Source organism: Streptomyces sp. ME19-01-6 (assembly GCF_033793745.1).
In the GTDB taxonomy this organism is placed as follows: domain Bacteria; phylum Actinomycetota; class Actinomycetes; order Streptomycetales; family Streptomycetaceae; genus Streptomyces.
Map to the genome: position 1 here is coordinate 42,578 of NZ_JARAXF010000030.1, position 22,612 is coordinate 65,189.

The 22,612-nt window shown below is 69.6% G+C and carries 21 protein-coding genes and 1 pseudogene; 9 read left to right on the top strand and 13 right to left on the bottom strand.

What is annotated here, in order from left to right; all coding sequences use genetic code 11:
* Positions 1-2: 2 nt before the first annotated feature.
* From PV419_RS41010 to PV419_RS41040, 7 genes and pseudogenes are all read right to left on the bottom strand, one after another.
* The gene (locus tag PV419_RS41010) at positions 3-566 is read right to left on the bottom strand and encodes a hypothetical protein (RefSeq protein WP_319697811.1); all 564 of its coding nucleotides are present in this window, start codon (positions 564-566) and stop codon (positions 3-5) included.
* Positions 559-1,725 carry a hypothetical protein gene (locus PV419_RS41015; protein WP_319697812.1) on the bottom strand — a complete coding sequence of 389 codons (1,167 nt, stop codon included), beginning with the start codon at positions 1,723-1,725 and terminating at the stop codon, positions 559-561. The genes PV419_RS41010 and PV419_RS41015 overlap by 8 nt, the downstream gene beginning before the upstream one ends.
* 357 nt (positions 1,726-2,082) lie before the next feature.
* Positions 2,083-3,606: a UvrD-helicase domain-containing protein gene (locus tag PV419_RS41020; RefSeq protein ID WP_319697814.1), complete on the bottom strand. Its 1,524-nt coding sequence runs from the start codon at positions 3,604-3,606 to the stop codon at positions 2,083-2,085.
* Positions 3,603-3,959, bottom strand: a complete 357-nt coding sequence (locus PV419_RS41025) for a hypothetical protein (RefSeq protein WP_319697816.1) — start codon at positions 3,957-3,959, stop codon at positions 3,603-3,605. Before PV419_RS41025 ends, PV419_RS41020 begins: the two co-directional genes overlap by 4 nt.
* Before the next feature lie 89 nt (positions 3,960-4,048).
* Positions 4,049-4,399, bottom strand: a complete 351-nt coding sequence (locus PV419_RS41030) for a hypothetical protein (protein WP_319697924.1) — start codon at positions 4,397-4,399, stop codon at positions 4,049-4,051.
* A 193-nt stretch (positions 4,400-4,592) separates the two neighbouring features.
* Positions 4,593-4,934: pseudogene (locus PV419_RS41035) on the bottom strand (DUF6083 domain-containing protein); the annotation flags it as partial.
* A gap of 169 nt (positions 4,935-5,103) precedes the next feature.
* Positions 5,104-5,367, bottom strand: a complete 264-nt coding sequence (locus PV419_RS41040) for a helix-turn-helix transcriptional regulator (RefSeq protein ID WP_037775690.1) — start codon at positions 5,365-5,367, stop codon at positions 5,104-5,106.
* A gap of 178 nt (positions 5,368-5,545) precedes the next feature.
* On the opposite strand from PV419_RS41040, the gene PV419_RS41045 reads away from it, so the two are divergent.
* Positions 5,546-6,577 (top strand): hypothetical protein, encoded by a 1,032-nt coding sequence (locus tag PV419_RS41045; RefSeq protein ID WP_319697820.1) that lies wholly within the window; start codon positions 5,546-5,548, stop codon positions 6,575-6,577.
* A 182-nt stretch (positions 6,578-6,759) separates the two neighbouring features.
* Here the strand turns inward: PV419_RS41045 and PV419_RS41050 are convergent, their stop codons facing one another.
* Positions 6,760-7,707, bottom strand: coding sequence for a DUF6602 domain-containing protein (locus tag PV419_RS41050; RefSeq protein WP_319697822.1), 948 nt, complete (start codon positions 7,705-7,707; stop codon positions 6,760-6,762).
* A 303-nt stretch (positions 7,708-8,010) separates the two neighbouring features.
* Positions 8,011-8,868: a hypothetical protein gene (locus tag PV419_RS41055; protein WP_319697824.1), complete on the bottom strand. Its 858-nt coding sequence runs from the start codon at positions 8,866-8,868 to the stop codon at positions 8,011-8,013.
* 167 nt (positions 8,869-9,035) lie between these two features.
* On the opposite strand from PV419_RS41055, the gene PV419_RS41060 reads away from it, so the two are divergent.
* The 6 genes from PV419_RS41060 (at position 9,036) to PV419_RS41085 (ending at position 17,609) form a co-directional block, all read left to right on the top strand.
* A complete protein-coding gene (locus tag PV419_RS41060; RefSeq protein WP_319697826.1) occupies positions 9,036-13,433 on the top strand; it encodes an AAA family ATPase in 4,398 nt (1,465 codons plus the stop codon).
* A gap of 97 nt (positions 13,434-13,530) precedes the next feature.
* Positions 13,531-14,319, top strand: a complete 789-nt coding sequence (locus tag PV419_RS41065; protein ID WP_319697828.1) for a hypothetical protein — start codon at positions 13,531-13,533, stop codon at positions 14,317-14,319.
* Positions 14,320-14,796: 477 nt separating this feature from the next.
* Positions 14,797-15,336 carry a winged helix-turn-helix domain-containing protein gene (locus tag PV419_RS41070; protein ID WP_319697830.1) on the top strand — a complete coding sequence of 180 codons (540 nt, stop codon included), beginning with the start codon at positions 14,797-14,799 and terminating at the stop codon, positions 15,334-15,336.
* The gene (locus PV419_RS41075) at positions 15,333-15,875 is read left to right on the top strand and encodes a transposase (RefSeq protein ID WP_319697832.1); all 543 of its coding nucleotides are present in this window, start codon (positions 15,333-15,335) and stop codon (positions 15,873-15,875) included. Before PV419_RS41070 ends, PV419_RS41075 begins: the two co-directional genes overlap by 4 nt.
* A gap of 107 nt (positions 15,876-15,982) precedes the next feature.
* Positions 15,983-16,894 (top strand): phosphotransferase family protein, encoded by a 912-nt coding sequence (locus tag PV419_RS41080; RefSeq protein WP_415925487.1) that lies wholly within the window; start codon positions 15,983-15,985, stop codon positions 16,892-16,894.
* 454 nt (positions 16,895-17,348) lie between these two features.
* Positions 17,349-17,609, top strand: a complete 261-nt coding sequence (locus PV419_RS41085; RefSeq protein WP_319697835.1) for a hypothetical protein — start codon at positions 17,349-17,351, stop codon at positions 17,607-17,609.
* Positions 17,610-17,675: 66 nt separating this feature from the next.
* On the opposite strand, the gene PV419_RS41090 is transcribed toward PV419_RS41085, so the two are convergent.
* Both PV419_RS41090 and PV419_RS41095 read right to left on the bottom strand, forming a co-directional pair.
* Positions 17,676-19,241, bottom strand: a complete 1,566-nt coding sequence (locus PV419_RS41090; protein ID WP_319697836.1) for a hypothetical protein — start codon at positions 19,239-19,241, stop codon at positions 17,676-17,678.
* 132 nt (positions 19,242-19,373) lie between these two features.
* On the bottom strand, positions 19,374-19,682 hold the full coding sequence (locus PV419_RS41095) for a hypothetical protein (protein ID WP_319697838.1): 309 nt from the start codon (positions 19,680-19,682) through the stop codon (positions 19,374-19,376).
* A gap of 336 nt (positions 19,683-20,018) precedes the next feature.
* On the opposite strand from PV419_RS41095, the gene PV419_RS41100 reads away from it, so the two are divergent.
* Together PV419_RS41100 and PV419_RS41105 are read left to right on the top strand one after the other, a co-directional pair.
* A complete protein-coding gene (locus PV419_RS41100; RefSeq protein ID WP_319697840.1) occupies positions 20,019-20,702 on the top strand; it encodes a zinc-ribbon domain-containing protein in 684 nt (227 codons plus the stop codon).
* A 218-nt stretch (positions 20,703-20,920) separates the two neighbouring features.
* Positions 20,921-21,055: a hypothetical protein gene (locus tag PV419_RS41105; protein ID WP_319697842.1), complete on the top strand. Its 135-nt coding sequence runs from the start codon at positions 20,921-20,923 to the stop codon at positions 21,053-21,055.
* 157 nt (positions 21,056-21,212) lie between these two features.
* On the opposite strand, the gene PV419_RS41110 is transcribed toward PV419_RS41105, so the two are convergent.
* Together PV419_RS41110 and PV419_RS41115 are read right to left on the bottom strand one after the other, a co-directional pair.
* Complete coding sequence (locus PV419_RS41110) at positions 21,213-21,632, bottom strand: DUF2690 domain-containing protein (protein ID WP_319697843.1); 420 nt, start codon at positions 21,630-21,632, stop codon at positions 21,213-21,215.
* Between the two features lie 491 nt (positions 21,633-22,123).
* On the bottom strand, positions 22,124-22,543 hold the full coding sequence (locus tag PV419_RS41115; protein ID WP_319697845.1) for a hypothetical protein: 420 nt from the start codon (positions 22,541-22,543) through the stop codon (positions 22,124-22,126).
* Positions 22,544-22,612 lie beyond the last annotated feature (69 nt).

Below are 22,612 nucleotides of genomic sequence, written 5' to 3' on the forward strand. Positions count from 1 at the left end.
GCTCACCCCTTCCTCGGAGCGGGCAGGATGTCGTAGCCGTTACGCAGTTCGGCCACATCGCGCTCGGACCACAGCGCGACCATGGGTCCGAGGCGGATCATGCCGTCGCCGACGTCTGCCGCGAGGTGTCCGCATGCGCGCAGGAACCGCAGGGCCGTCAGGAAGTGCCCGGTCTGCCCCAGCACGGCCGCCCCGTCGCGGGGCGCGAGGGTGTCCTGGAGAGGAGTCAGGGCGGCGAGGACGTCCTGCTGTGCGGCGGGTTGTCCCGGGTATAGCGGCTGGCTGGGGTCAGGCCAGCAGTGGCGGATGCAGCAGGCCAGCGTGAGCAGGCGGACGGTCGAGGCGGTTCGGTGGACGTCGTTGTCGCCCAGCGCGCCACTTGCCGGTTCCACATCGGGAGCCCAGCCGGTCATCAGCTCCTGGGTCCCGTCGGGGGTGACGACATCGACCAGCCGGCGCTCCACATCGTCGGCGGCGCAGCGCAGCTGGGTGAGTTCTGCGCGGTCCGCCGGGACAGGGACCGTGCGCAGGGCTCGGGCCCGTGCCAGCAGGTAGGGGTCACTCATGGGGGCTCTGCGGTGCGGCTTCGGTGTCGTCGTTCATGTCTTGTGGGCTGTCGGGAATGCGGTACACGGTCACCGGCGAGGCGTAGGTGACCGGCCCTGCGGCGTCCACGATGACCTCGCGGGAGATGTCGAGCATGAGCGGGATGGCGGGGTCGGCTGCGGCGCGCAGCATGTCGACCAGGTGCTTGACCGCTGCCTGCCAGGGCAGGGCACGCAGGCGGGCGGTGACGTCGGCTTCGTCCTTTCCGGCCATGAGCAGGGTCACGGTGGCCTCTCGCCGCTGCCGTGCGAGCGCGGCCTTGGCGCGTGCGGTCTCGACCGGATCCGGGCCGGGCGGCTGCGTCGGGGGGCGCGGCAGGCGCTGCCGCGGCGGCGGGGGCTGGTGGTCGGCTGCGGCGGTGAGGATCTGGCCCGTGGTGATCTGGACGTGGGGCGGATCGAAGACGGTCGTGGCGAACACCTGCGCGAGCGTTTCCGTGGAGGAGCGAAGGGCCGCAGTCAGGTACTGCTCGGGTAGGAGCATGCTGAAGTCGCGCCGGGTGGTGGCTTGTTGCATGAGCCGGTCGTGGAACTCGTGGACGGCTCCTGTGTAGCGCAGGGCTTCCCGGATCAGGCGGGTGCCGCCGGAACGCAGTGCGGGGTACTGCTCGGCGACGGCATGGACGAGGTGTTTCGCTTCCTCGAGCGATGTGGTGTGGGCGTGGTGGTGACGTTGGCCGAGCAGTTCTTCGATGGGCCTGGTGCGCACCAGCCGCAGCAGGTGGTTGGTGTAGTTCGCAAGGCTCCGCCGGGCCTGGGCGATCTTGGCGGCCAGTTGTTCCTCGGTCAGGGAGCCGTTCAGAAGGCCTTCGCGGGCCCGGTCCAGCAGCATGGTGATCTCCTGGACACCGCCGGCCTCCCCCAGGCGCTCGTACACCAGCAGTGCGGCACCGCTGGTCGGGTTGAACACATACCGCTGGTCGTATGACTTGCCGTGCAGCGACTCCAGCAGACGAAGTTTGATGAAGATCCGGAATCTCGAATCGAACTCGTCGGCGGAGGCCACCGCGGCGCAGGCCTGGGCTATCTCCACGCGGCTCAGGCCGTGTTCGGAGCCGAAGTCGCCGAACACGTCCCGGACGGCCTCGGCGATGCGCAGTGCCACCGGATCGCGTGTCACTGCGCTCGGTGCAGCAGCGACCGGTGCCACGAATGGCGGTATGTGCTCTAGACCCTCCGCGTCGTCCTCCTGCTGCACGGAGAACAAGTCAGGCTGATCCGGCAAGTCCCCCTCCACCCCCGCATCACGTGCGTCCCTGGACCAGTATGACCGCTACCGGGCTCAAAGGGCCTGGAAACCACAAAACTTGTCTTTGTCCTTCCCCAGCCCCAGCCGCAGCAGTGAGCGTGTGTCAGGCGCATCGGGATCGCCGAGGTGTCTATCGTCCGTCGCGCTGGAGCGGGGTGTCGCGTCGAGCCTGGCCGTCCCGGAAGGGGTGCGGGCCGGCCAGCAGGCCGATCTGGCGGGCACCCGGCTTCATGTCCTGGCAGCGGCAGGAGGCTGTGGCAGCGCCGGTGGACGGGGGCGGTCGTGGCCGACCGGGGGGCCGTCGGGATGGTCGTGGATCCAGGACAGTCCGCCCAGGTCGAGGCGTTGGCGGGTGCGGGTGACCGCTACATAGGCCAGGCGGGCTTCGGCGTCGGCGATGGGATCGGGTGTCGGCGGGGGGCCTGTCTGCTCGTCGGGCGTGTTGTCCTTGGGACGGGCGAAGTCGTCCGCGATGAGCACGCGGGACCATTCACGTCCTTTCGCCTTGTGGGCGGTGGAGACGGTGACCTGGGCGTGCGGCTCGGGGGCAAGGTGGGCGACGGCCGTGAGGATGGCATCAGTGCCGTGGGTGTCGACGAGGTTGACCAGGGGCTGCAGGTCGCGTCCGGCCGGGTCGTGGGCGGCGTAGTCCTGCAGATCGCCCCAGGAGGGAAAGAGGATGAGTTCGGGGTGGTGGGTGCGGCGGCCCTCCTTCAGGTCGCGGGCGGCGAGGGCCAGGGCCTGCAGGCTGTCTCCTCCCCCGGCCAGGGCAACCCGGTAGCCGGCCGCCATGAGGGTCATGACCTGGGCCATGGCACCGACGTTGGTGCGGCACAGCACGGCGTCCGGCTGGGCGACGGGGCCGAGTTCGGTGGGCACGGCGGGGGTGCCGGTGAGGCGGATGGGGGCGTCGGCAAGGTGCAGCCAGCGGTTGGCCTCGGCGGCGAGGGCGGGGCCGAAGCGGAAGGACTGGGACAGGGTCAGGTGGGTGCCGTCGAAGCCGGTCATGACGTCTTTGGCGCCGCGCCACTGGTAGATGGCCTGGGCAGAGTCGCCGACCATGACCAGCTGGGCGTGCTCGCGCTGGGTGAGGAAGATCTGTTCGACGACGGGATTGGTGTCCTGGGCCTCGTCCAGCAGCAGGAAATCGGCCTGGATGCGGGGCCGGGCAAGAGCCCAGATCTTGAGGTAGTGGTCGTGGTCGAAGCGAACGGCGCCGTCGTCCGGGTGCTGCAGGTCGGCCCAGGCTTTGCGGGCGAACGGCACGATGTGGGCGGTGAGTTGGGCGTGCAGGTCGGAATCGTCCAGCCCGCGCAGGCGGGGGACGTGGTGGCGGGTGATGGCCTCGTCCGCAGTGTGGCAGAAGCGGGCGACGGTGCGCAGGGCGGCGTTGGACAGGGCGCGTTGGGAGATTTCGCGGTCGCCGATGCGGAGGGCCTTGGTCAGGCCGAGGGCCTGTCCGGTCTGCCAGGCGGGGCGGCGGGGTGCGTTCAAGCGGCGGGTGTATTGGTGGCCGACGGCGGCGTAGGCGAGGGCGTGGGCGGTCTTGCACTGCACGGTGTTGGGGAAGCGGGTGCGGGCGTCCTGGGCGATGGCCCGGTTGTAGGCGAGGTAGCGGCCGCGGCGGGTCGTGGCGCGGGCGAGGAAGGCGAGGGTGGTGGTCTTTCCGGTGCCAGCACCGGCCTGCAGGGCGAGGTGGTGGCCGGCGTGGAAGGCGTCGGCGGCTGCCGTCTGTTCGTCGGTGGGGTTCACGGGGTGGGCCTCTCGGGGAGCCGGGTGAGTGCGTGCCCGACGGCGGACAGCAGGTAGGCGGGGGTGGTGCGGGCCAGCAGCCGGCGTACAGCCCGGTCGAAGCGGTCGATTTCCTGATCGGCGAGTTCGGCCAGGGCCCGGTGTACGGCCAGTTCCACCAGGCGTTCAGGGCTCTGGTGCTCACGATGGGCTTGAGCGGTGAGGGCGGCGTTCACGGTGGACGGGAAGGCGACGTTGAGGAGCACCTTGTGGTCTGCGTCGGGGTAGGGCGTGGTGATCACGTCGATGGGCAGTTGCTCCCCGAGCCGGTTGCGTAGTCGGCGTGCGGCCCGGTGGGGGGTCTTGGCGGGCACGAGGGCCATCAGGCGGGTGGCGTCGTGGTTGGCGGCGAGCGGCAGCAGGCGGGCGGCGCGGTGCAGGACGGGCGGGGGCAGGGGGCGGGTCAGTGTGATTTCCAGAGCGTGATAGGGGACGAGTCATCCCCTTCGGGGCGGGGGTGAGGCAGCCGGGTGTGGATGTGTGCCGCGTGCATGAGGGGGTCGAAGGGTTGCCAGCAGGCCAGGGCAAGGTCGGCGGCGCCGGGGACGGCAGCGTGCGCCGGACAGCGCTGGGTGCGCCAGCGCAGCTGTTCGCCGTAGGAGAGGTGGCTAAGGTCGTAGGTGGCCATCAGGGCATCGGGCAAGGCAAGTTGGCCGTGCCGGGCAGTGGTGGGCAGCAGTTTCCACATCCCGGCAAGGCCGACGGAGGCGAGAACGGGGTTGGGGCAGCGGTGACGGTGGCGGGTCTGGGCCACGCAGCGCAGGTCCTCGAGCCGCTGCTGGGCGAGGTAGCGGCACAGCAGCAGCTGGACGACGGGGCGGTCGGGTCCCCCGGTCGGGGGGACGGGCTGCGGGGTCGCGGGGGGGGGCGGGGGTGAGGACCCCAGTGTCGATGAGGCGGCGGGTGCGAACGGCGAGTTGGCGGCGGATCGCCTCGATGCGGGGGCCGGCCTGGCAGGTGGGGGTGCGGTGGGGGCAGAGCACGGCATGTGGGATGCGGCACCAGGCGCTGTTGTCGCCGTGCGGGTAGGCGATGCCGCCGCTGAGGTGCCAGCGGCAGGATTCCGGGACGTCGGCGGTGGCCAGTTCGGCAGGGTGCAGGGCGATGGGCCGCTGGTCGTGGCACTGGTAGAGGTCGATGCGGTAGCCACAGCGGCGGCAGCGGCCGGTTTGGCAGGCGCGCAGCAAGCGGCTGGGGCTGGTGGTGGCCACCCGGAGCGGGCGGGGGCGGTGGGGGGCGCGAGGGCTGCCGTCCCAGTGGCGGCCGTCGGGGGCGGGCGTGGGGCACATGGCCCGGACCGTGCCAGGCGACACGCAGGCATGAGCAACGTGTCGGGGATATGTCCCACGGCCGGCCCAACGAGCCCGCACGCATGAGCGTTACTGCGGATGGCTGTTCTATGCCTGCTTGCCCGATCGGGTGATTCCCGGCGTGGTGCGTGGCGGGACGGAGCGGGGTTCAGGAAGTGGCCGTGCCGGGCGGGGTGTGGTCGTCGCACAGGGCGCCCAGGAAGCGCTCGATGGGCACGTCGAAGGTGTGGGCGAGGGTGTGCCAGGTGGTGACACTGCCGGTGGTGCGGCCGTGTTCGAGGTCGATGAGGGTGCGCCGGGCCAGACCGCTGCGGTCGGCGAGTTCGTCGAAGGTCCAACCGCGTTCGGCCCGCAGGCGCGCGAGCACGACGCGCAGCGCAGTGAGGTCGGGGTCGGGCGGCAAGATCGTCACCTGACCATCCGACGGTGCAGACCCCTGCCCCGTCAGTGCGGGTTTCTGCACTTTCGCCAGGGCGGAGGGAGGGCGAAATCCGCGGTGCGGGAATCTGCACTACAGTGCGTCCGTCTCGGGGGCCGTCATGGTGAACCCCGCCACGAGAAGGACAGACGGACGGGAGGACGACCGGCCCATGAGGTTCGGTGGCGCACATGCCGCAGTGCGGCGTATCTGGACAGTGGAGCTGCGTCCGCAGGCGGGCGGCCCCGCACTCGTCTGCCCCTCGTGTACCGCCCAGACCTTCCCTCTGCAGGCGTCCTCCGCACGGTCGGCCGCCCTGTCCCATCTGGCCTGCCACGCCCGTGTGGACGCGTTGCCGCCGCACCTGCGCAGCTGCCAGTGCCGGCTGCGGGGCTGCGTCTGGCATCCGCGTCATCGCGGCTGTGCCGGGCGGGTGCTGCTGGCCCTGACCCGCGACCGCAGCGGCCGCACCTGGCGGCTGGCCGACGCATGCGCGGCCTGCGCGGCGGCAACCAGCCACACCGCTGTTGTGCCGGACACTCTGCTCAGCCCTCACCGACCGGCCGCCTCAGCCCCCGTCCGGCCGCGGGTGCACGGAGACGAGCCGCAACGGGTACGGGAGATGCTCACCCACCTCGCCTCCGCGCTCGGCTGCGTCACCTCCCCCGCCGCCCGGCTGCTGGCCCTGCAATGCGCCCTGCGCGCCGACACACACGGCTGCGCCCGGCTGCCAGCCGGCCTGCTGCGCGGCATGCGCCTGAACCGGCACACCGAGGCGTGGCAGGAGCTGGTGCAGGACGGCTGGCTCGACCTGCCCGATCCCCGGGCAGCGCCTTTGCAGGTGCGGCTGCTCGACGACGCGGCGCTGAACCAGGGCCCGGGCCGCAGCGCCCGTCGGCGCGCCGCCCACTGGGCCCTGCAGCCCACCTCACTCATCGTTCCGGCGATGGCAAAACCCGCAGAACGGCTGACTGGGCTGGTCCTGGCCGCCCACACCACCGCGGCCGATGCCACAGCCAACATGGCCGTTGTTGCCCATCTGTGCGGGCACTCCCCCCAGCAGACCGGAGTACTGCTCGACCGGCTGGTCGCCGGCCGTACCCTGGCGGCCTGGCACCATCAGCGGGACACCGACGAGGTGCACTGGCAGCCGGCTGCCCTTCCCCGGTCCGCCTCCGGCTCCACGTACTCATCTGCGCACTGACCGCCTGCTGCCAGCGCCAGTGGCTGGCTGTAGGCCCGCGGCAACCGGTGGCCGTGGACTCAATGCCGCAAAGCCGCGAACACCGCCGCGCGAGCACCGCCCACGCCGCGGTGTACAGGCTCTGAAAGGCACGATGAGGACCGGCAGCGTTGCCGCCGGAGCACCCCCAGCAGGGGCGGCAGTCACTGCCACGGCCCCTGCGCTGGCGGGGTCTGGAACATGCCCTGCTGGTAGGGCTGCAGGTCGTGACCGATCCCGTACTCCCACGGAATGTCCTGGACCTCTCCCAGCACTGAATTGGTCACGTGGGCGAACAGACGGGAGACGAGAACGCCCAGAGGAGACTCTGCTCGGTCGGGTGTGCCCTCGATGAGCATGAGCGGCTGTTGCAGGTCCTGCGGACCGAAGAAGGTGGCGACATTGGCTTCGCTGCTGCCCTGGGGAACCCAGCCCCACAGGTAGCAGGCTTCACCCAGGATGCACAGGCAGTGCACCATCTCCAGGCGGTTCAGGCGCCGGTTGATGGCCAGGAAGCGTTCGACGAGGTCACTCAGCGGTGTGTCGGGGTCGCGTCGGGTGGCGACGATCGCGGAGAACAGGGGATTGCCGATGCGGTTACCGCTGCCTCCGAAACTCCGGTTTTCCACCATGCGACCCACCGGCATGAGCGGACGATCGAGCCGGTGGCAGGTGACGAGTTTGCCCAGCGCCTCGTCCAGGGAGCGCTGGGTGAGAGTCTGCTTCACTTCGATGACGGCGTAGGCGCCTTCGATCGGCATGACGTGCTGCCGGTCGTCCGCTGTGGCGCGCTGCTTGACAGTCGGGAACCAGGTGTCATTGAAGACGACAACGTCACAGTCTCCTGCTGTGTTGCCTCCGCGGTCGGACAAGGTGCCGCAGGTCACCTGGTAGCGCCGGGGCAGGATCCTGCCGAGTTCTTCCCGGAAGATCGCTTCGATGGCCGGTCCCGACGAATAATTGGCAGCCCTCATACGGATCTCGGCATCAGCGCGGACCTGGAGCATGGTCTCGACCCATCGGCAGCGCTCGGCGAAGGCACGCCGCATCACATCACTGGTCTGCTTGGGCTGCCAGGATTCCACCAGGGAATCCAGGTCGTAGTCTTCCACTGCTCGCCCCCCGCTTACTCAAAGAGGCAGCAGCGTAACCGCCTCAGGACGAGTTGGCGGCCCTGCTGGTGTTGTCGTCGGCTGCCACCCCCGCCCGGTGAGCCGGTGACACGTCAGCCGGGAAACAGCCGTGGCTGCGTACGCGCCGTACAGCGGTTGTACCGCGCCACTTCAGCGCTGCGGCACCGGGCGCAGTTGTGCCCGGCCGCAGATGTCATCCCTGCCGGTGGAACTGGACATGCATCGCTGCGGAGTTCGCCCGCCCACTCGGCCCGTTGGACTGCTGGCGGTGGCGGTTCGGGCTCACAGGGCGCTGGTTTCGACGATGAGGTCGGCGAGCGGCTGCTTCTCGAGGTAGCGCAGGGCAGTGTGCGGATCGGTGATGCCGTTGCGGACGAGTTCGTCGCGGACGGCCGGAGCGACGGCCGCCAGTCCGCTCTGGGCGACAAGGTCACCGGCAGCGTGGAGGTTCAACCAGTTGATGCCGTCGGGCAGTTCAAGAGTGCCCTCCTGGCCCAGCGAATGACGGATGGTGGGCCAGGCCAGAGGGGATCCGCAGGTGACGAGGGTGGTCAGGCCGTCAGGGCCGGGGCCGGTGTCCTCGCGGGTGAGCATGTCGAAGGCGATGACGCTGCCCAGGGAGTGTGCAATGACCAGGCGGGGCCCGGGGCGGTGCAGTTCGGATCGGACCTCGGCGCGGATGCGCTCACCGATGTCGTGGTGCAGGTAGCGGTAGACCTGGCGGACGAAGCCCAGCAGGCGCCGCCCCATGTCACGGCCAATCTTGTGGTCGACGGCGACCACGGCCTGGGCGATGGGGCGGGGGATGTAGGGGATGCCCAGGCCGAGGGTTTCGGTCTCGAGCTGTTCGGGATCGAGATCGGGTGCGGCGTACAGGGCGAGGGTGTCGAGGACGAATGCCTCTTCCTGGTCGGTGAAGGGGTCGGCGTCGTCGACGAGCGGGGTGGCGTCCTGTGCGCCCAGGCGTTTACTCGGGGTGCGGAAGAGGTTGCCGTAGTAGGCCACCGTCAGCGGTGGGATGGGGCAGGCGGGGCCGTGGTGGGTGCGCAGGCCCTTGGCCAGGGCGCCGGCCCAGTCGGCCGAGAGTTTCACGGCGTTGGTGTTGCCCTGCCAGATGCCATGGATGCCGACGATGTGCACGCTGATCTTTCCCCCCGGAATGTGCCCCCGCAGGATGCGGGGCTGTGGTGACTGCCGGGATCGTATCCGGCCCCCGGTGGCGGTGGCGCTGCATCGGCTGAGCCCCTGTCCTGCTGGTGGTTAGATTGCTGGGCAAGATGGGTTGTGAGGGGGCGTGGTTGAACGGGATGGCGCCGTGGCCTCGGCGGCTGGTGGTCGTTGCGGTCGACGAGTACTTCACCGAGGATGAAGCCTTCACCACAGGCATCCAGAAGCAGGTGGAGACGATCACCGGCTGGCTGGCCGATCCCGCGATGGACGCGGAGCGGCGGTTCGAGGTCGCGCGGCCCAAGGAGCTGACGCAGCCGGAGGATTTGCGGCTGTTTTTGACCGAGCAGGAACTCGCGCAGGCGCAGTGGGACCAGGCGCTGGTCGTCTACATCACCGGGCACGGCCTGCGCGGCCACTCCCGGCGCCATTACCTGACCTTCGGCCACACTGCCCCCGACCGGCTGCTGGGCACCGCGTTTCCCACCAGCGAGCTGATCACGCAGGTCATGGACAGCGAGGCGGAGCACGTGCTGGTGCTCGTCGACTCCTGCTTCGCCGGCAGCCTCAAGAGCGAACTGGGCGTGCTGCTTGAGGAGTTGTGCGCGCAGCGGCGTGACCTGAAGACTCTCGCTGTGATCACCAGCGGTGATTTCGAGCAGGAGCCGCACCGGGGCGAGTTCACGTGGCTGCTGAAGCTGGCGCTGGACAAGGTCAGGGATGAGTCGGCCGGCTTCACCGCGTCCCATCTGTCGTTCGAGGAATGGGAGAAGCTCCTCAACACGGTCGGGGATGAGAACCCCGGCCTGCTGCGGGCGCTGTGGGTGTGGCCGGACTCGCGCCGCGACGAGCGGAGTCTGTGCCTGCCCAACCCGCACTATCAGCCGAAGGACCAGGTCGTGGAGGCCTCCCGGCAGCCGGTGTCGCTGTCGGCGTCCGCCCTGGAGCAGTACTGGCTGGCCCGCGCCTCGGGCCGTACCGATGACGATGATCCGGGCTGGTATTTCAGCGGGCGCCAGACGCTGATGCAGGCACTGGTGGAGTTCGTCCATGCCGGGGCGGGGGTGCTGGTGGTGACCGGGGCGGCCGGCTCGGGCAAGTCGGCGCTGCTGGCTCGGCTGGTCACGCTGAGCGATCCGCTGTTCGTTACCCGGTTCGCGGACATTGTGGAGGCGGTTCCCACACCGCTGCGGCCGCGGCCGCGTGCGGTGGACGCGGCCGTGCTGGCGCGGGGAAAGTCGTCGCTGGCGTTGGTCGAGGATCTGCTGGCCGCCCTCGGCACCGAGAGAGTCGGGGGCGAGCCACACTTGCAGGCACTGCTGGACCGGGTGGCCGCAGTCTGCGCGGAGGTGCGGGAGCCGGTAACACTCGTGGTCGACGGTCTGGATGAGGCGCAGGAACCGACCGCCTGCCTGTCCGATGTGATCGCCCCGCTGGCCCGGCTGCGGAGTGCGGACGGGGAACCGGCGGTGCGGTTGGTACTGGGAATGCGTAGTTCGGCCCAGGATATCGAGGGCGGCAAGCTGCAGGATGCGGCGGCCGACCAGCTGCTGGGTTTCCTGTACACCGTGCTGCAGGCGGGGATGGGCGAGAGCAGCGTGCCGCTGGACCTGCTGCGCACGGACGGGGGCCAGACCGTCGCCGACATCACCGCCTATGTGGAGATGGTTCTGCAAGCGACCGAGAGCAGCCCGTATGCCGGTCATGATGCGGCGGCGGCCGAGGTGGCGGCGGTGATCGCGCAGGCGGTGACACCGTCGTTCCTCGACGCCCGGCTGGCCGCCACCCAGCTGAGGTCCGCGATCGGCCGGCAGGACGTGCACGATCCCCTCTGGCACGACCGGTTGCAGGCCGGAACGACAGCGCTGCTCAGCAACGACCTGCGGCAGGTAGCCAGGGACCAGCACATCAGCCTGCGGCTGCTGCTGGCGGTGCTGCGGGCCACCGCCTTCGCCCAAGGCGCAGGCCTACCGTGGGCGGAAGTGTGGCCGACGGTGGCTGCCGCGGTTCTCGGCCCGGCGGCACCGCCCGCCGACGAGATCGACGCGGTGATCCGCACAGTGCGCCACAGCCGCCTGGTCGGTTACCTAGCCGCCGGTGAAGAGGACGGCCGGGTCACCTACCGGCCCGCCCACCAGCGGGTGGCCGAGGTGCTGTTGACCGAGCCCGGATCGCTGGCCGTGGATCCCCTTGCGGGCATTCCTGAGGCATGGGCTGCCGAAATGGAAGACATGCAGCCCGTGCAGCAGGTCCACCGTGCCATCGCCGAGGCTTGTGCCCGCCTGGCCGAGCAGGGCGGCCGCCTGGCGCCCCATCCCTATGTGCGCCGCCACACGGTGGCCCACGCCGAACTGGGCCACGCCCTGGACGATTCGATCATGCCGGTGGAACTGGCGGTCTGGGAGAGCTCGGGCTCGCTGCGCGGACGGCTGGGCCTGCCTCTGCCGGTGGGCCACACCCAGCGCAGGGTTCTCACGGCGGCTGGGCTCATCGAGCCCTACCTGGATGCATCCGTCGATGTCCCGTCGCGCCTGAGCAGCATCGCCTTCCATCTGGCGGCGAACGATGCACCGGACTGGGACAACAGCCCGGTGCCGTCGCCTCCTTCTTGCGCCCGCGTCGTCGGCGGGGCCTTGGAGACGCAGTGGGGGCGCTGGCAGGGGCGTGCCAACGTGGTGGCCTCCCCCTCCGGCCGGGTGCATGCCCTGTGCGCGTTCAGGACGCTGGACGGTCGGCAGCTGCTCGCCGCCAGCACCCGCGGCGGCATCGGCGTCTGGGACAGCGCGACGGGCCAGCAGCTCACTCACATCGATACGGGTGTGGCACACGCCCTGACCATCGCGAGGGGCACCAGCGGACGTTCCTTCCTGGTGGCGGCCCATCCTCGCAGCGCAGCGGTGTTCGACCCGCTCTCGGGCCGCCAGTTGGCGGGCCTGGAGCGGGACAGCGTGCGCATGGTGACCGTGGCACGCGATGGTGATGCTCGGTGGACGATGGTGGTGGCCAGCAGGCGGAACGAACTGCTCCTGTGGCAGCCCTCGGAAGACACGGTCCGCCCGGTACGCCTGCCCGACGGTGCCCGCCTCCCGGAGCGGCTGACCTGGGTCCGTGACCCGCAAGGCCGCGGCTACCACCTCCTCAAGCTGTATCGCGCCGGGTGGGTGCTCTTCGATCCCCTGACGCAGGACGTGCTCCCCTTGGATGTACCGTTCTCCACGGACCTGTCCATCGCGGCCGTACGGGGTCCATCCGGAGGCGACCTGCTGGCAGTAGTACTCGGCCAGAACCAGCCGGTGGCTCTGTTCGATCCCTTCCGGGACGGCATCTTCCCCACCCACTTCTGGAGCGACAAGGCGGGCCGCCCGACCGACGCAACCCAGCGCATGGTGAGCGTGACCGATGCAGACGGTGCCCGCCTGGCGGGCGTCGTCACGGACGAGTCCATCGAAGTGTGGGATGTGTCTCGGTCCGAGGCACGACGGGTGGGAACGTATCCGGCACAGCCACGGGCAATGTTCGCCGCTGTCTCAGCCCCGAACGGAAACTGGAAGCTTGCGGTGAGCGGCGACGAGGGCATCCTGCTGCATCGGGCCGGACGGAGCACGTTTCGCATCCACCGAACTGCGGTGAACGAGCCGCCGCGTGCTTTGGCCACAGCACGCATGATGACCGCGCTGCCACCGGCCGACGGCGCGCAGCGGCTCGCCGTCCCCACTGCGTACATCGTGGATATCCTCGACACTGCGACCGGCCAACGCTTGGAGTACTACGAGCACCCCAAGCCCGTGACGTTCCTGGAGGCAGTACCCGGCCCGGAAGACGAGACCGCCGTGGTGGTGGGCGACGAAAAGACCATCCATCTGTGGCACGTCGGGCGTGATGCCGCCAAGCCGATCGCAAGCGGCTCGTTCAAGGAGAACCGCTGCTGCGCCGTGCGGCTTCCGGACGACCGGATCGCTGTCGTGGTGGCTGGCAACACAGGAGCGGTCGTCGTCGATGCCACCACCGGCGAGGTGGCAGGACTACCCGACGGCGGGCGGCGCATCACCGCGCTGCTGGCGCTGCCCTCCCCCACCGGCCGCTGCCTGGTGATGGGGGCCGCGCGCTCCCGGCTGCTGGTGTGGGACGTGGCCAGTGGCGAACTCGTCGAGGACGGCACGCTGCCCCACCGCCCCGCAGTCACTTCGCTGTCTCTCATCCCTCTGCCCGATGGCCGTGTCGCGGTGGCCGTCGCCACGCCCCACGAGATCGTGATCTGGGACCCTCGAGACCGGAGTCCGATCAGCCGGATGGACACCCCGTACACCGCCGCCATGACCCCGCTCCCCCACGTCCGGGGAACCTGTCTGCTGGCAGCAGGCAACGGCACCGGCATGCGGCTGTGGGAGCCCTTCACCGGGCGTCTCGTGCATTCCCTGCTCACCGCGGCACCGGTCACCAACATCGTCCACACCCCCGGCCGCACGCAGTACGTGCACATCGGCGGTCCAACGGGGCTTGCCACTCTGAACTGGCCGCTCCAGGCAGAGCCGTCGTAGGGACACCACCGCCCGACAACCCACTGCCGGAGCACAGCTTCACACCTGCAGGGAGCCTCTGACCAGCACCAACTCGCACCTGTCTATAGCAGTCGGCATGAGAATGACTTGGGCTATCGTCACGCATGTCAGCAACAGGTCGGCACTACCCGTCAGTTCCAACCAGCAGGTCACTGAGGCTGTGTCACTGACACTCAGGCAACGATGCCCAACTGACACCCTTTCGCAGACCATCAAACAGCTTCATGCGGCCGAACGGGAGACGGCGGCTGATCGCCTCGCTCGCAACTCCCCCACTGCATCGCCCCTTCGACGCCTGGCCGAGCTTTGCATGCTGCGCCAGAAGTACACCGAAGCTGAGGCCTACGCAGAACTCGCCGCGAGTCGTGGCAGCCCCAGAGGGTATTCGTATCTGGCTCGCTCCCGAGGGTCGCGAGGTGAGCTAAAAGAGGCAGTTCGCCTCGCTGTCCTAGCCGACGACCACGGCGAGGTGGAAGCCCTGAGTAAATTGTCTCAGTTCCTCGAACAAACCGGGCGCTCACGTGATGCAGAGTACGTCGCGGTTGAAGCCACTCGCAGAGGGGATGTAGACGCGCTGGCTCGGCTTGGGTACATGAAAGAGCGGCACGGACTTCATGACGAAGCGGAACGGTTGGTGAGAATCGCCGCAACCGCCGGTAGTCGCCACGGGCTGAACGTGTTGGCCCAGATGCGCCTCGATTCCGGACTACGCGCTGACGCCGAACGTCTCGCTCTTCTGGCAGCCAATCGAGGAATCGGCGCTGGTCAACAATTACCTCCGATCTGGCAAGAGCTCTGGCCATCCGGCCTGGAACCGGATGGAACCCCGACCACCGACGAAGCAGGCTCCTTCGAGGAGCAGTAAGCGCTGACTCGTATGCCGGGAAAAGTTCAGCTCCGCTTGCCCAACTACGGCCAGTGGCTGCTGCTGCGTCGTGATGGCCCGGGGCGTCGTGGCGGGCCCGGAGAGAGCCTCCGAGTTCGTTTGCAGGTTGGCAGGTGGCAGGGCTTCGATGGTGGCCCACTCGCGGGCTTCGGCCTGGGTGAAATGGAGAAGCTGGGTCTCGTGGGCAGTACCGCCGACAGCGACCTGAGCGCGGCCAGCGTGGGATGCGCCCCCAGGGCGTGCGCTGCACTCGTTCGCGTGGTCCGCAGCCGGTGACAGTTCCCTGGCCGCCGTTGCGCACGACGGTAGGAAGGAATGACGGACTTAAGCGACCCCGACGCCCGGTGCTGGCCGAACCGCCCCCATCTATCACAGGATTACTGACTTCGGCGTTTCGGGGTCTGGATTTGCGTCGGGACCGGTGACGCGGTCCGTCCGGGCTGGTACGCCGGAGGCATGCGGTATCCGGACGGGGGCGGGCTGACCGCCGAGCAGCGCAGGCGCCGGGAAGAGGTACGGATGCGGGCCGCCCGCCTCTTCGAGGAGGGCGTGGAAGCCCCGTGCATCGCCCGGGAATTACGGGTGAGTGAGAAGTCGGTCTACCGGTGGCGCTGCACCTGGAGGACGGGCGGGCGCGAGGCGCTGCGTTCCAGAGGCCCTTCCGGCCACGACTGCCGGCTCGGCCCCCACCTGCAGGCCAAGCTCGCGAGGTGGCTCGACGAGGGGCCGGCCGCGCACGGCTGGGCGGACGACCAGGTGTGGACCGCAGCAAGGGTACGCACGCTGATCGGGCGGAAGTTCCACATCTCCTACAGCGTCTCCGGGGTGACTCGGCTGCTGCACCGGATGGGCTACAGCGTCCAGATGCCGGCCCGGCCCGCCGCCGAACGCGACGAGGACGCAATCACCGCATGGCGGGAGGCGACCTGGCAGGAGGTAAAACCCTCCGGGCGGCGACCGGTGCGTTCATCTGCTTCGAGGACGAAGCGGGTGTGACCGGCCGGCCGCCCAAGGGCCGCACCTGGGGCCGGCGCGGCATCACCCCGAGGGCCAAGGTGTCCGGCCGCAGCCGCGGACGGCTCTCGGTGGCCGGCCTGCTGTGCTTCCGGCCGGGCCTGCCCGCCCGTCTGTGCTACCGGCTGCGTCGGCATACCGGCCGCAAGGGCGAGCGTCGCTCTCTGGGCGAGACGGAATACATCCGCCTGCTGGATGGCGCCCACCAACTGCTGAAGGCCCCGCTGATCGTGGTGTGGGACCGGCTGAGCACCCACATCTCCAAGACGATGAAGGCACTCGTGGCCGAGCGGGACTGGCTGACAGTGGTCCTGCTGCCCGGGTATGCGCCCGACCTCAACCCGGTGGAGGGCCTGTGGGCACACATCAAGCGGAGCCTGGCCAACCTGGCCGCCCGCACCCTCAGCGAATTGGAGACTCTGCTCCGCAGGCGGCTCAAGGCGCTGCAGTACCGGCACCGCCTCCTCGGCGGATTCCTAGCCGGGACAGGGCTCGCTCTCGACAGACCGGACGGACCCTAACGCCGAAGTCAGTAAAGCATTCGCGGGTTCCGCCGTCCGGATGATGAGGTGGCACGGTGACCATCCACGATGAGGCGGCGGCTGTCCGACCGTTGACACTGGCTTGGGTGAACCGGCACCTGGAGGTCGGCGAACGGATCATCAGAACCGAGGCGCTGCACGGCGGCATCACTGCCGAAATGCGGAGGCTGACCATCGGCACGCGGGGCGCAGGCACCCGTGACCTGGTGCTGCGGACCTACGTCAACCCGTTCTACGTGGAGCACGCCGAGGACGGGCTGAGCAGGGAGGCCGGCGCCCTGACCCTGCTCCCGGGGACCGGTGTGCCGGCTCCTGAACTGGTCGCGGTTGATTTGACCGCCGCGCACTGCGAGTATCCATCGCTCCTTATGACACATCTGGCGGGCCGGACGGTCCTCGACGATGAGGGACTGGAGACGCGCGTCCCTTTGCTGGCCCGTCAGCTCGTGGCGATCCACGCGTTGCGACCCGCTGAGCGGCCACGAAAGTACGTGACGTTGACGACCGCCGACACCGTCGTGACTCCGAAGGGCGCCGACGCGACGGTATGGGCCGCGGCGATCGACGTGATCCGCAAGCCCGCGCCGCCCTATGAAGGGCGATTCCTGCACCGGGACTTCCAGCCCGGCAATGTGCTGTTCGACGTGCCGCCCTCAAGGCCGGCAGGTGCCCGGATCACCGGCGTCGTCGACTGGGCATCGACCTCCTGGGGCCCGGCGGATCTCGATGTAGCGCACTGCTCCGTCAATCTCGCGCTGCTGCACGGACCGGAGTGGGGTCTGCGGTTCCCCGAGGCGTATGAGGAGGCCGGCGGGGTGCTGGCCGCGGCCGCGAGCGAGCGGCTGTACTGGCTCGTACGGGACGGGATGGCCGCCTCAGAAGAAGTGCAGTCGGTGTCGCGGCCATGGCGGGAGGCAGGGAGGACAGAGCTGACGACGCGAGCCGTGGAGGAGCGACTGGATGCCTACGTCACCGCCCTGATGGGCACGCTGGGCTGAGCCAAGATGGTCCGGGCCGACCCCGGCCTCATCGTTCAGCGCTCAACCAAGTGCGGAATCGAGCAGACTCTGGGGAATTCGGGCATCCCATCACTCGAACCCCGCGCGCTGAGGGCCGCTGCCTGAAGTCCCGGGTATCAAACCTGACGCGGTGGTCCACCTACGTCCTGCCGCGCCCTCCAGCAGGGAGTGAGCAGCTCGGCGGCGAGGTCGCACACCGCAAGCGCCTAGGCTGGTCCAGTAACCATCGCAAGGCGCACCTCGGCCAGGCCGAGGCGGACTGAACGCCGCGCCAGGCGCGTCTCCCTCGGCTCATCATCGTCACCCTGAAGTGCCGAACTCAGTAAGCAGATCCACCGGCGGACCCGGCGCGGGGCCGGTTGCGTACCTGGTGCTTGAGGTCGTCGACGCAGTACCAAAGGGCCCAGGCACTGCCTGCACTTGGCTGCCCAGCGTGGAGCAGCAACTCGGCCTGGAGCTGCGCGCCCGCCTCCAGCCCTTCCAAGGCCGCTACGAGCCGGCGGCCCGCGACGGTGACACGGCCGTGCTCATCCGGACCTGCCCAGGCAAGCACCACCGCTGGGGACGGATCTGCGTCCTGGACGAAGGACACGAGACCGCGATGGGGGAACCCCACTGGGGCCACAACAGCGACGGCGGCCCATCGCGTGGGTGGGCAGCGGCATCTGCTGGGCAGTGGTGTTGTCGTGGTTGATACCCCGGGGCCCGTGGCGTTCCAGGATCGGATCAGGGCGGGTCGCCGGGCCGTAAGTCCCGGCTACTACTGGCGGTGGAGTTGGGTGCGTTCGGCGGCGAGCTGGTTGATGAGGTCCGCGTCGCTGACGGGCAGGGGTCGGCTGAGACGGTTGGATACGTCGCGGTGGAGGCGTAGCCCGGCGCCGTCGCCAGCAGCGGCGAGGAGGGTCGACCACAGGGGGTTCTCGGGGGCGGTGGCGCTCTCAACCAGCGCCAGCAGTTCCACCTTGTCATCGTGTTCGAGGCGGCCCAATTGATGCAGGCCGGTCTTCTGCTGGATTTCCGACCAGGTGGTGGTGCGTCCCTCACGGGCCGCCTTCTTCAGCGCACCGCGGACGGCCAGGGCGAACTTCTCCACCTTCTCAACGCGGGCCTGGTGGACGTAGCGTTCCCTGGTCTCGGCCCGTTCGCGCTCCTCGGTTTCGCGCCTCTCGGCCCGTTCGCGCTCCTCGGCTTCGCGCCGTTCGGCCCTCTCACGCTCTCGGGCCGCTCGCTGCTGCTCCTGAGCACGCCGAGCGCGGGCCTCGACAGCCGCGACGGCCTCCCTCTCTTCTGCGGAGGCGTCAGGGTCCTTCACCAGGTCAGCGGCCTGCCAGTACAGCTCGGGGGTCGGCCGTTCCTTCAATCGCTCCACGACAGCCCGCCGGAGTCGTGCGCGCTCCTCCAGCCAGCGCTCACCGCGGCCCAGAGCGATACGCAGCCTTGCGACGTCTTCCGACTTCTGGTCCGTCTCCAGGAGCCGTCGGATGACCTCCACCGCGGCCAGGATTCGCCCTGGATGGTCGCGCAGGGCGATGTCGAGACGAAGCAACGCCTGCCGGACAGGATCACCCTGCCGTGCGGCCGGCGCCGTACGCCCGGTGGAGGGGGCGACAGTAACGATCGCCCGCTCGGCCGGAACGCTCATCCGCTGCGTCACGTCGGCCGGCGCGGGAATGGCGACAGGCTTGGTCGGGGTGACCAGGCTCTCGGAAGTCAGGACGACTTCGTTCAGGCTGCCCCACTTGCTGCCTTCTCCGGGGACCTCGGTGCCGAATTGCATGGTGCGGCCGCCTCCGGGGCGGTCGTCGAAGCGGACCCGGTGGATGTAGCCGCGCTGGGCAAGGACGCCGGGGGCTATGCGTACGCCGGGTCCCAGGATGGTCTCCCACGCGCCGTTCTCCCAGGCCACGGGCCGGTTTCGGTCGAGGTGGACCAGGAGAGTCCGCCCGTCCTCCAAGCGGACCACCACAGCGGATCCGAGGGGCTCGGGGTAGGTGAACTCAGCAGCGATGTCGAGGGCTCGCAACCATGACGCCAAGTGGGCCTTGGTGAAGAGGTGGTCGGCGCTGTCCTTACCGCGCTGCTTGCGGCCGCACTGGTGGTCGGAGCCACTGCTTCCGTAGTGGGCGAAGTGGCAGATCTTGTCGGTGCACCGCCTGGTCATGAGCTGACGGCCACAGCCGCCCTCGAACATGGTGCCGCACCAGATGGTGACGTTCTCGTACTCACGCCGGAAAGCATCCAACTCCTCAGCGGTCTCGGGACACAGAGCCGGCTCGTCAGAGTCCGGGCTACCGAAGACCGCGGTACGGATGAGTCGTCTGTCCATCCTGCTCCTGTTGCTCCAGATGAGTGACTTCTCATCATTGTGCTCCTGGGCACTGACAACAGGGCCGCACACAAAGCAACGGTCCGCTGACCGGTCTGATCCGCAACTGCCGCCTGCTGAACCTGCTCGATCTCACGTGCTGCCGGGTCGGGTGAGACCGAGCACGACTGGGGCCTCTCCTACGGGTCCGTCTTCGGCCCAGAGCCGGTGAACGGAAAGGATGGTGCGCAGGGCCTGGTCCATGGCGGCCTGATGCGCGTCGAACAGCTCAGCGGGCAGGTGGAGGGCAGCCGTCGCGTCCTGTCGCCACAGCACCCGCAGCGCATGACGGCGGCCCTGGACCGGGGGCATGCCCACCCCGGTCCCCTCACCGTCCGCTGCCGCTTCGATGTTGTACGGCGGCAGACCGGCCAGCAGCACGGCCTCGAGTACCGCTTCCACGCCAGCTGCTCCTGCGCCTCGGTGAGCCCGTCTCCGTCCAGCACAACCCTGGGCGTGCAGTAGCGGGCCTGCTGCTCGTGGTTCCCGCCGCGTGGGTCCATGGCGTTGCTCCGGCTTCCCGTCGGTTGGTGTGCGACCGCGTGGTCAGGCGTCAGGAGGGATGATTTTGTTGCCGCTGCTCAGGTGGGGGCGGACCGTGTACTCGCCGTCCGGAGACGGCCGGTGCGGTCCCCCGCCCTCGGTTCGCCAGCGACGAAGCAGGGCGCTCCTTGCCAACAAGCCCGCTTCGTCACAACAGCAACGGACTGTCAGTGAGGCGACCTATTGTCCGTGCTCATGACACGCCGCACCCGCTTCCTGATCGTCGAACATCCGGTCATCGCCGCGCAGTGGCACCCGACCCTGAACGCCGACCTTGATCTGTCCCTGATCGGCCCTGGCTCTCACAAAGCGGCGTTCTGGCAGTGTCACGACGGTCACGTCTGGAACGCCCAGGTGCACTCGCGCATCGCGGGCAGCGGCTGCCCGCAGTGCGCCGGTTATGTGCCGCGCGGCCAAGCCAAGCTCAGCGACCGCGCCCCTCACTTGGTGAACGAGTGGCATCCTCGCAACGACGTCCCGCCGGACAGCGTGGGGCCCGGGTCCCGGCGCATGGTCTGGTGGCTATGCCCGGTCGGCCATGAGTATCAGGCGCGCATATCCAACCGCAGCCGCGGGACCGGCTGTCCCGCCTGCGCCCGCGCCGGCCGTGATATCTCTGCCGGTCTCTTGGCCGACATACCGGAGCTGTTCGCGCAGATAGACCAGGACACCGCCCCGGCTGATGTCGGTGAACTACTCGTCAATTCGAGCGTTCGACTGGGATGGCGCTGCACCGAGGGCCACCACTGGGAAGCAAAGGTGAGCCACCGCGCCATCGCCGGATCAGGGTGCCCGCACTGCGCCGGAAAGCGACGCTCCCCGGCCCTGCCGGAAGCGTCCTTCCGACCGCACGACCGACCCCGAGCGCACTACGCGTAGCGCGGTCGTCACCGCGCTGACGGACGGCGCGGCGCGGCGGCCCCGGCGACGCGCAACCGGCTGAGCGCGCCCCGATCCCCGGCCGCGGCTGCCGATGCCGCTCATGAGGCGTTCACCGTGGCCATCGAGAAATGGGACAGTATTCGGGAACCGCGGGCGTGGCTGCGCAAGGTCGCTCACCGCTGCTATCTGCGTCAGACAGGCCAACGGGAAACCCCATGCGACCCAGTGCCCGATCGCCCGGGCGGCAGCAGGGGACGCTGTCCAGCGCCGACGGAGACACCCGTCCTGTCGACACCTCCTGGCCGGGCGCCGCGGCCGCGACCGGCCGGGACACCGCCCCCCGCCGCTGACCCACGGGCGGGCGCCGCACCCTGTACCGGGTCGTCCCGGCCCGCTCACTGCTGCTCCAGCGTCGTGGGCGGGCCGGTCAGCGCAGATCAGGCGGTCACGCTGCGGCCAGGAGTGCCAGGACCGCAGCGCGCCGCCCGATCACGCCGCTGCCTTCCGCTAATAGGTGTGCGTGCACGTGTCGTTTCCGACCGTCGTGCAGGCGTAGGCGAACAGGCCTGCGTCGTTGACCATGGCCGTGTACGAGTGATAGGCGGGGCTGTTCCAGAACTCCGCCCCCGAGCTGCTGTGGATGGACACGTAGTCTTGGCCGCCGCCGCTGATACGCCCCCACGCCGCCCGGCAGGTCGGGCTGTACCGCAGTTCGAGCTTCCTGCCGTCGATGTACTTGGTGTCGGGGGAGAAGGCATCGGCAGCACACCCGGTCGTTTGCGGGTCCTGCCCGTGGCAGGATTGCGCGTAGCAGGTGGCCGCGGACCGCTTGGCCTGACCGTCGTCCTGCGCGGAGGCAGACGGGGCCACCGCCAAAGCGGCCAGCGTCACGCCGGAAAGCGCCAGAACACCGAAAAGTCTGCTCATCAGACTCCCTTTCACTCGGATGGTGCGTCGGTAACCGAGGTATACCGCCACTGGTCCGGGACGGGTCCCGGAACCACCGGACGCCTTCGTCCGGCTCTGATCCTGTGCGGCGCGCACGAGTGCGGCCCCCTGCGCCGCGGACACGCAGGCCGCAGCCAAGCGCCGGGCCGCCGGCCGCTGCCCGCCTCCACGACGGCCAGGTCCCGCACGCCGCCGTGGCCGGCCAGACCCTCGAGAAGGGCCGGACAGGGTCGTACCTGAGGGGCGGGAGGACTCCTGCTGGGGCAACCGAGGACACCCCAACCCGCGAGAAGGACCCGGGGCCGTCGACGTCGCGCTCTACGCCACGGCGTCCGTCGACGCGGTCGTCGCCTCCCACCCCGAGGTCGGCTGGGAGCACGTCCGCGCGGTGGAGAAAGGCCGGCGCTCCCCGCTCGCGTCACTGCGCCCGGCACCGGCACCCGTCTGAGTCTGCGGGCACCCGTCCAGCGCTACGACCGTGCTCCTCCGCCCGCCGCGTCCCAGCCGTCCAGAAAGGCGGCCAGGGCGCGGCGTTGCGCTTCCTCGCGGGCGACCTGCCGGGCGAGGACGTCGCGGTCAACGTACGGGTCGACGGCGGCCAGGACCAGGCGCTGGAGTTCGGCCGGCTCCAGCGCCTCCACCTCCCACTGCACCGGGCGGCGGGGGTCGAAGCCGTAGCGGCGGGCGAAGGCCGGCCACCTCGGATCGCCGCGCTTGCCCTCGGTCGCGGGCAGCTCGTAGGCGCGCACCTGCTCGTAGGTCAGCAGCACCCGCTCGGTGTGGCTCCAGCAGCCCGTGCGCGCTACCCAGTCCCGCTCGATGTCCTCGCCTGAGCAGTCGAAGTCGCCGACCATTCTCCGGGGCTCCGCGAGCGTGCGGTTGGTGTTCACGCAGCTCAGAGGCGGTCGCGGTGATCATATCTGGTGCAACACGTGTGGTGCACGGAGCCCGGCGCAGAA

Coding starts and splice junctions, on each gene's coding strand:
- PV419_RS41010 (WP_319697811.1), bottom strand. CDS start 566: ATGAGTGACCCCTACCTGCTGGCACGGGCCCGAGCCCTGCGCACGGTC.
- PV419_RS41045 (WP_319697820.1), top strand. CDS start 5,546: ATGAGGTTCGGTGGCGCACATGCCGCAGTGCGGCGTATCTGGACAGTG.
- PV419_RS41060 (WP_319697826.1), top strand. CDS start 9,036: ATGGCGCCGTGGCCTCGGCGGCTGGTGGTCGTTGCGGTCGACGAGTAC.
- PV419_RS41065 (WP_319697828.1), top strand. CDS start 13,531: ATGAGAATGACTTGGGCTATCGTCACGCATGTCAGCAACAGGTCGGCA.
- PV419_RS41070 (WP_319697830.1), top strand. CDS start 14,797: ATGCGGTATCCGGACGGGGGCGGGCTGACCGCCGAGCAGCGCAGGCGC.
- PV419_RS41090 (WP_319697836.1), bottom strand. CDS start 19,241: ATGGACAGACGACTCATCCGTACCGCGGTCTTCGGTAGCCCGGACTCT.
- PV419_RS41100 (WP_319697840.1), top strand. CDS start 20,019: ATGACACGCCGCACCCGCTTCCTGATCGTCGAACATCCGGTCATCGCC.
- PV419_RS41105 (WP_319697842.1), top strand. CDS start 20,921: ATGCGACCCAGTGCCCGATCGCCCGGGCGGCAGCAGGGGACGCTGTCC.
- PV419_RS41110 (WP_319697843.1), bottom strand. CDS start 21,632: ATGAGCAGACTTTTCGGTGTTCTGGCGCTTTCCGGCGTGACGCTGGCC.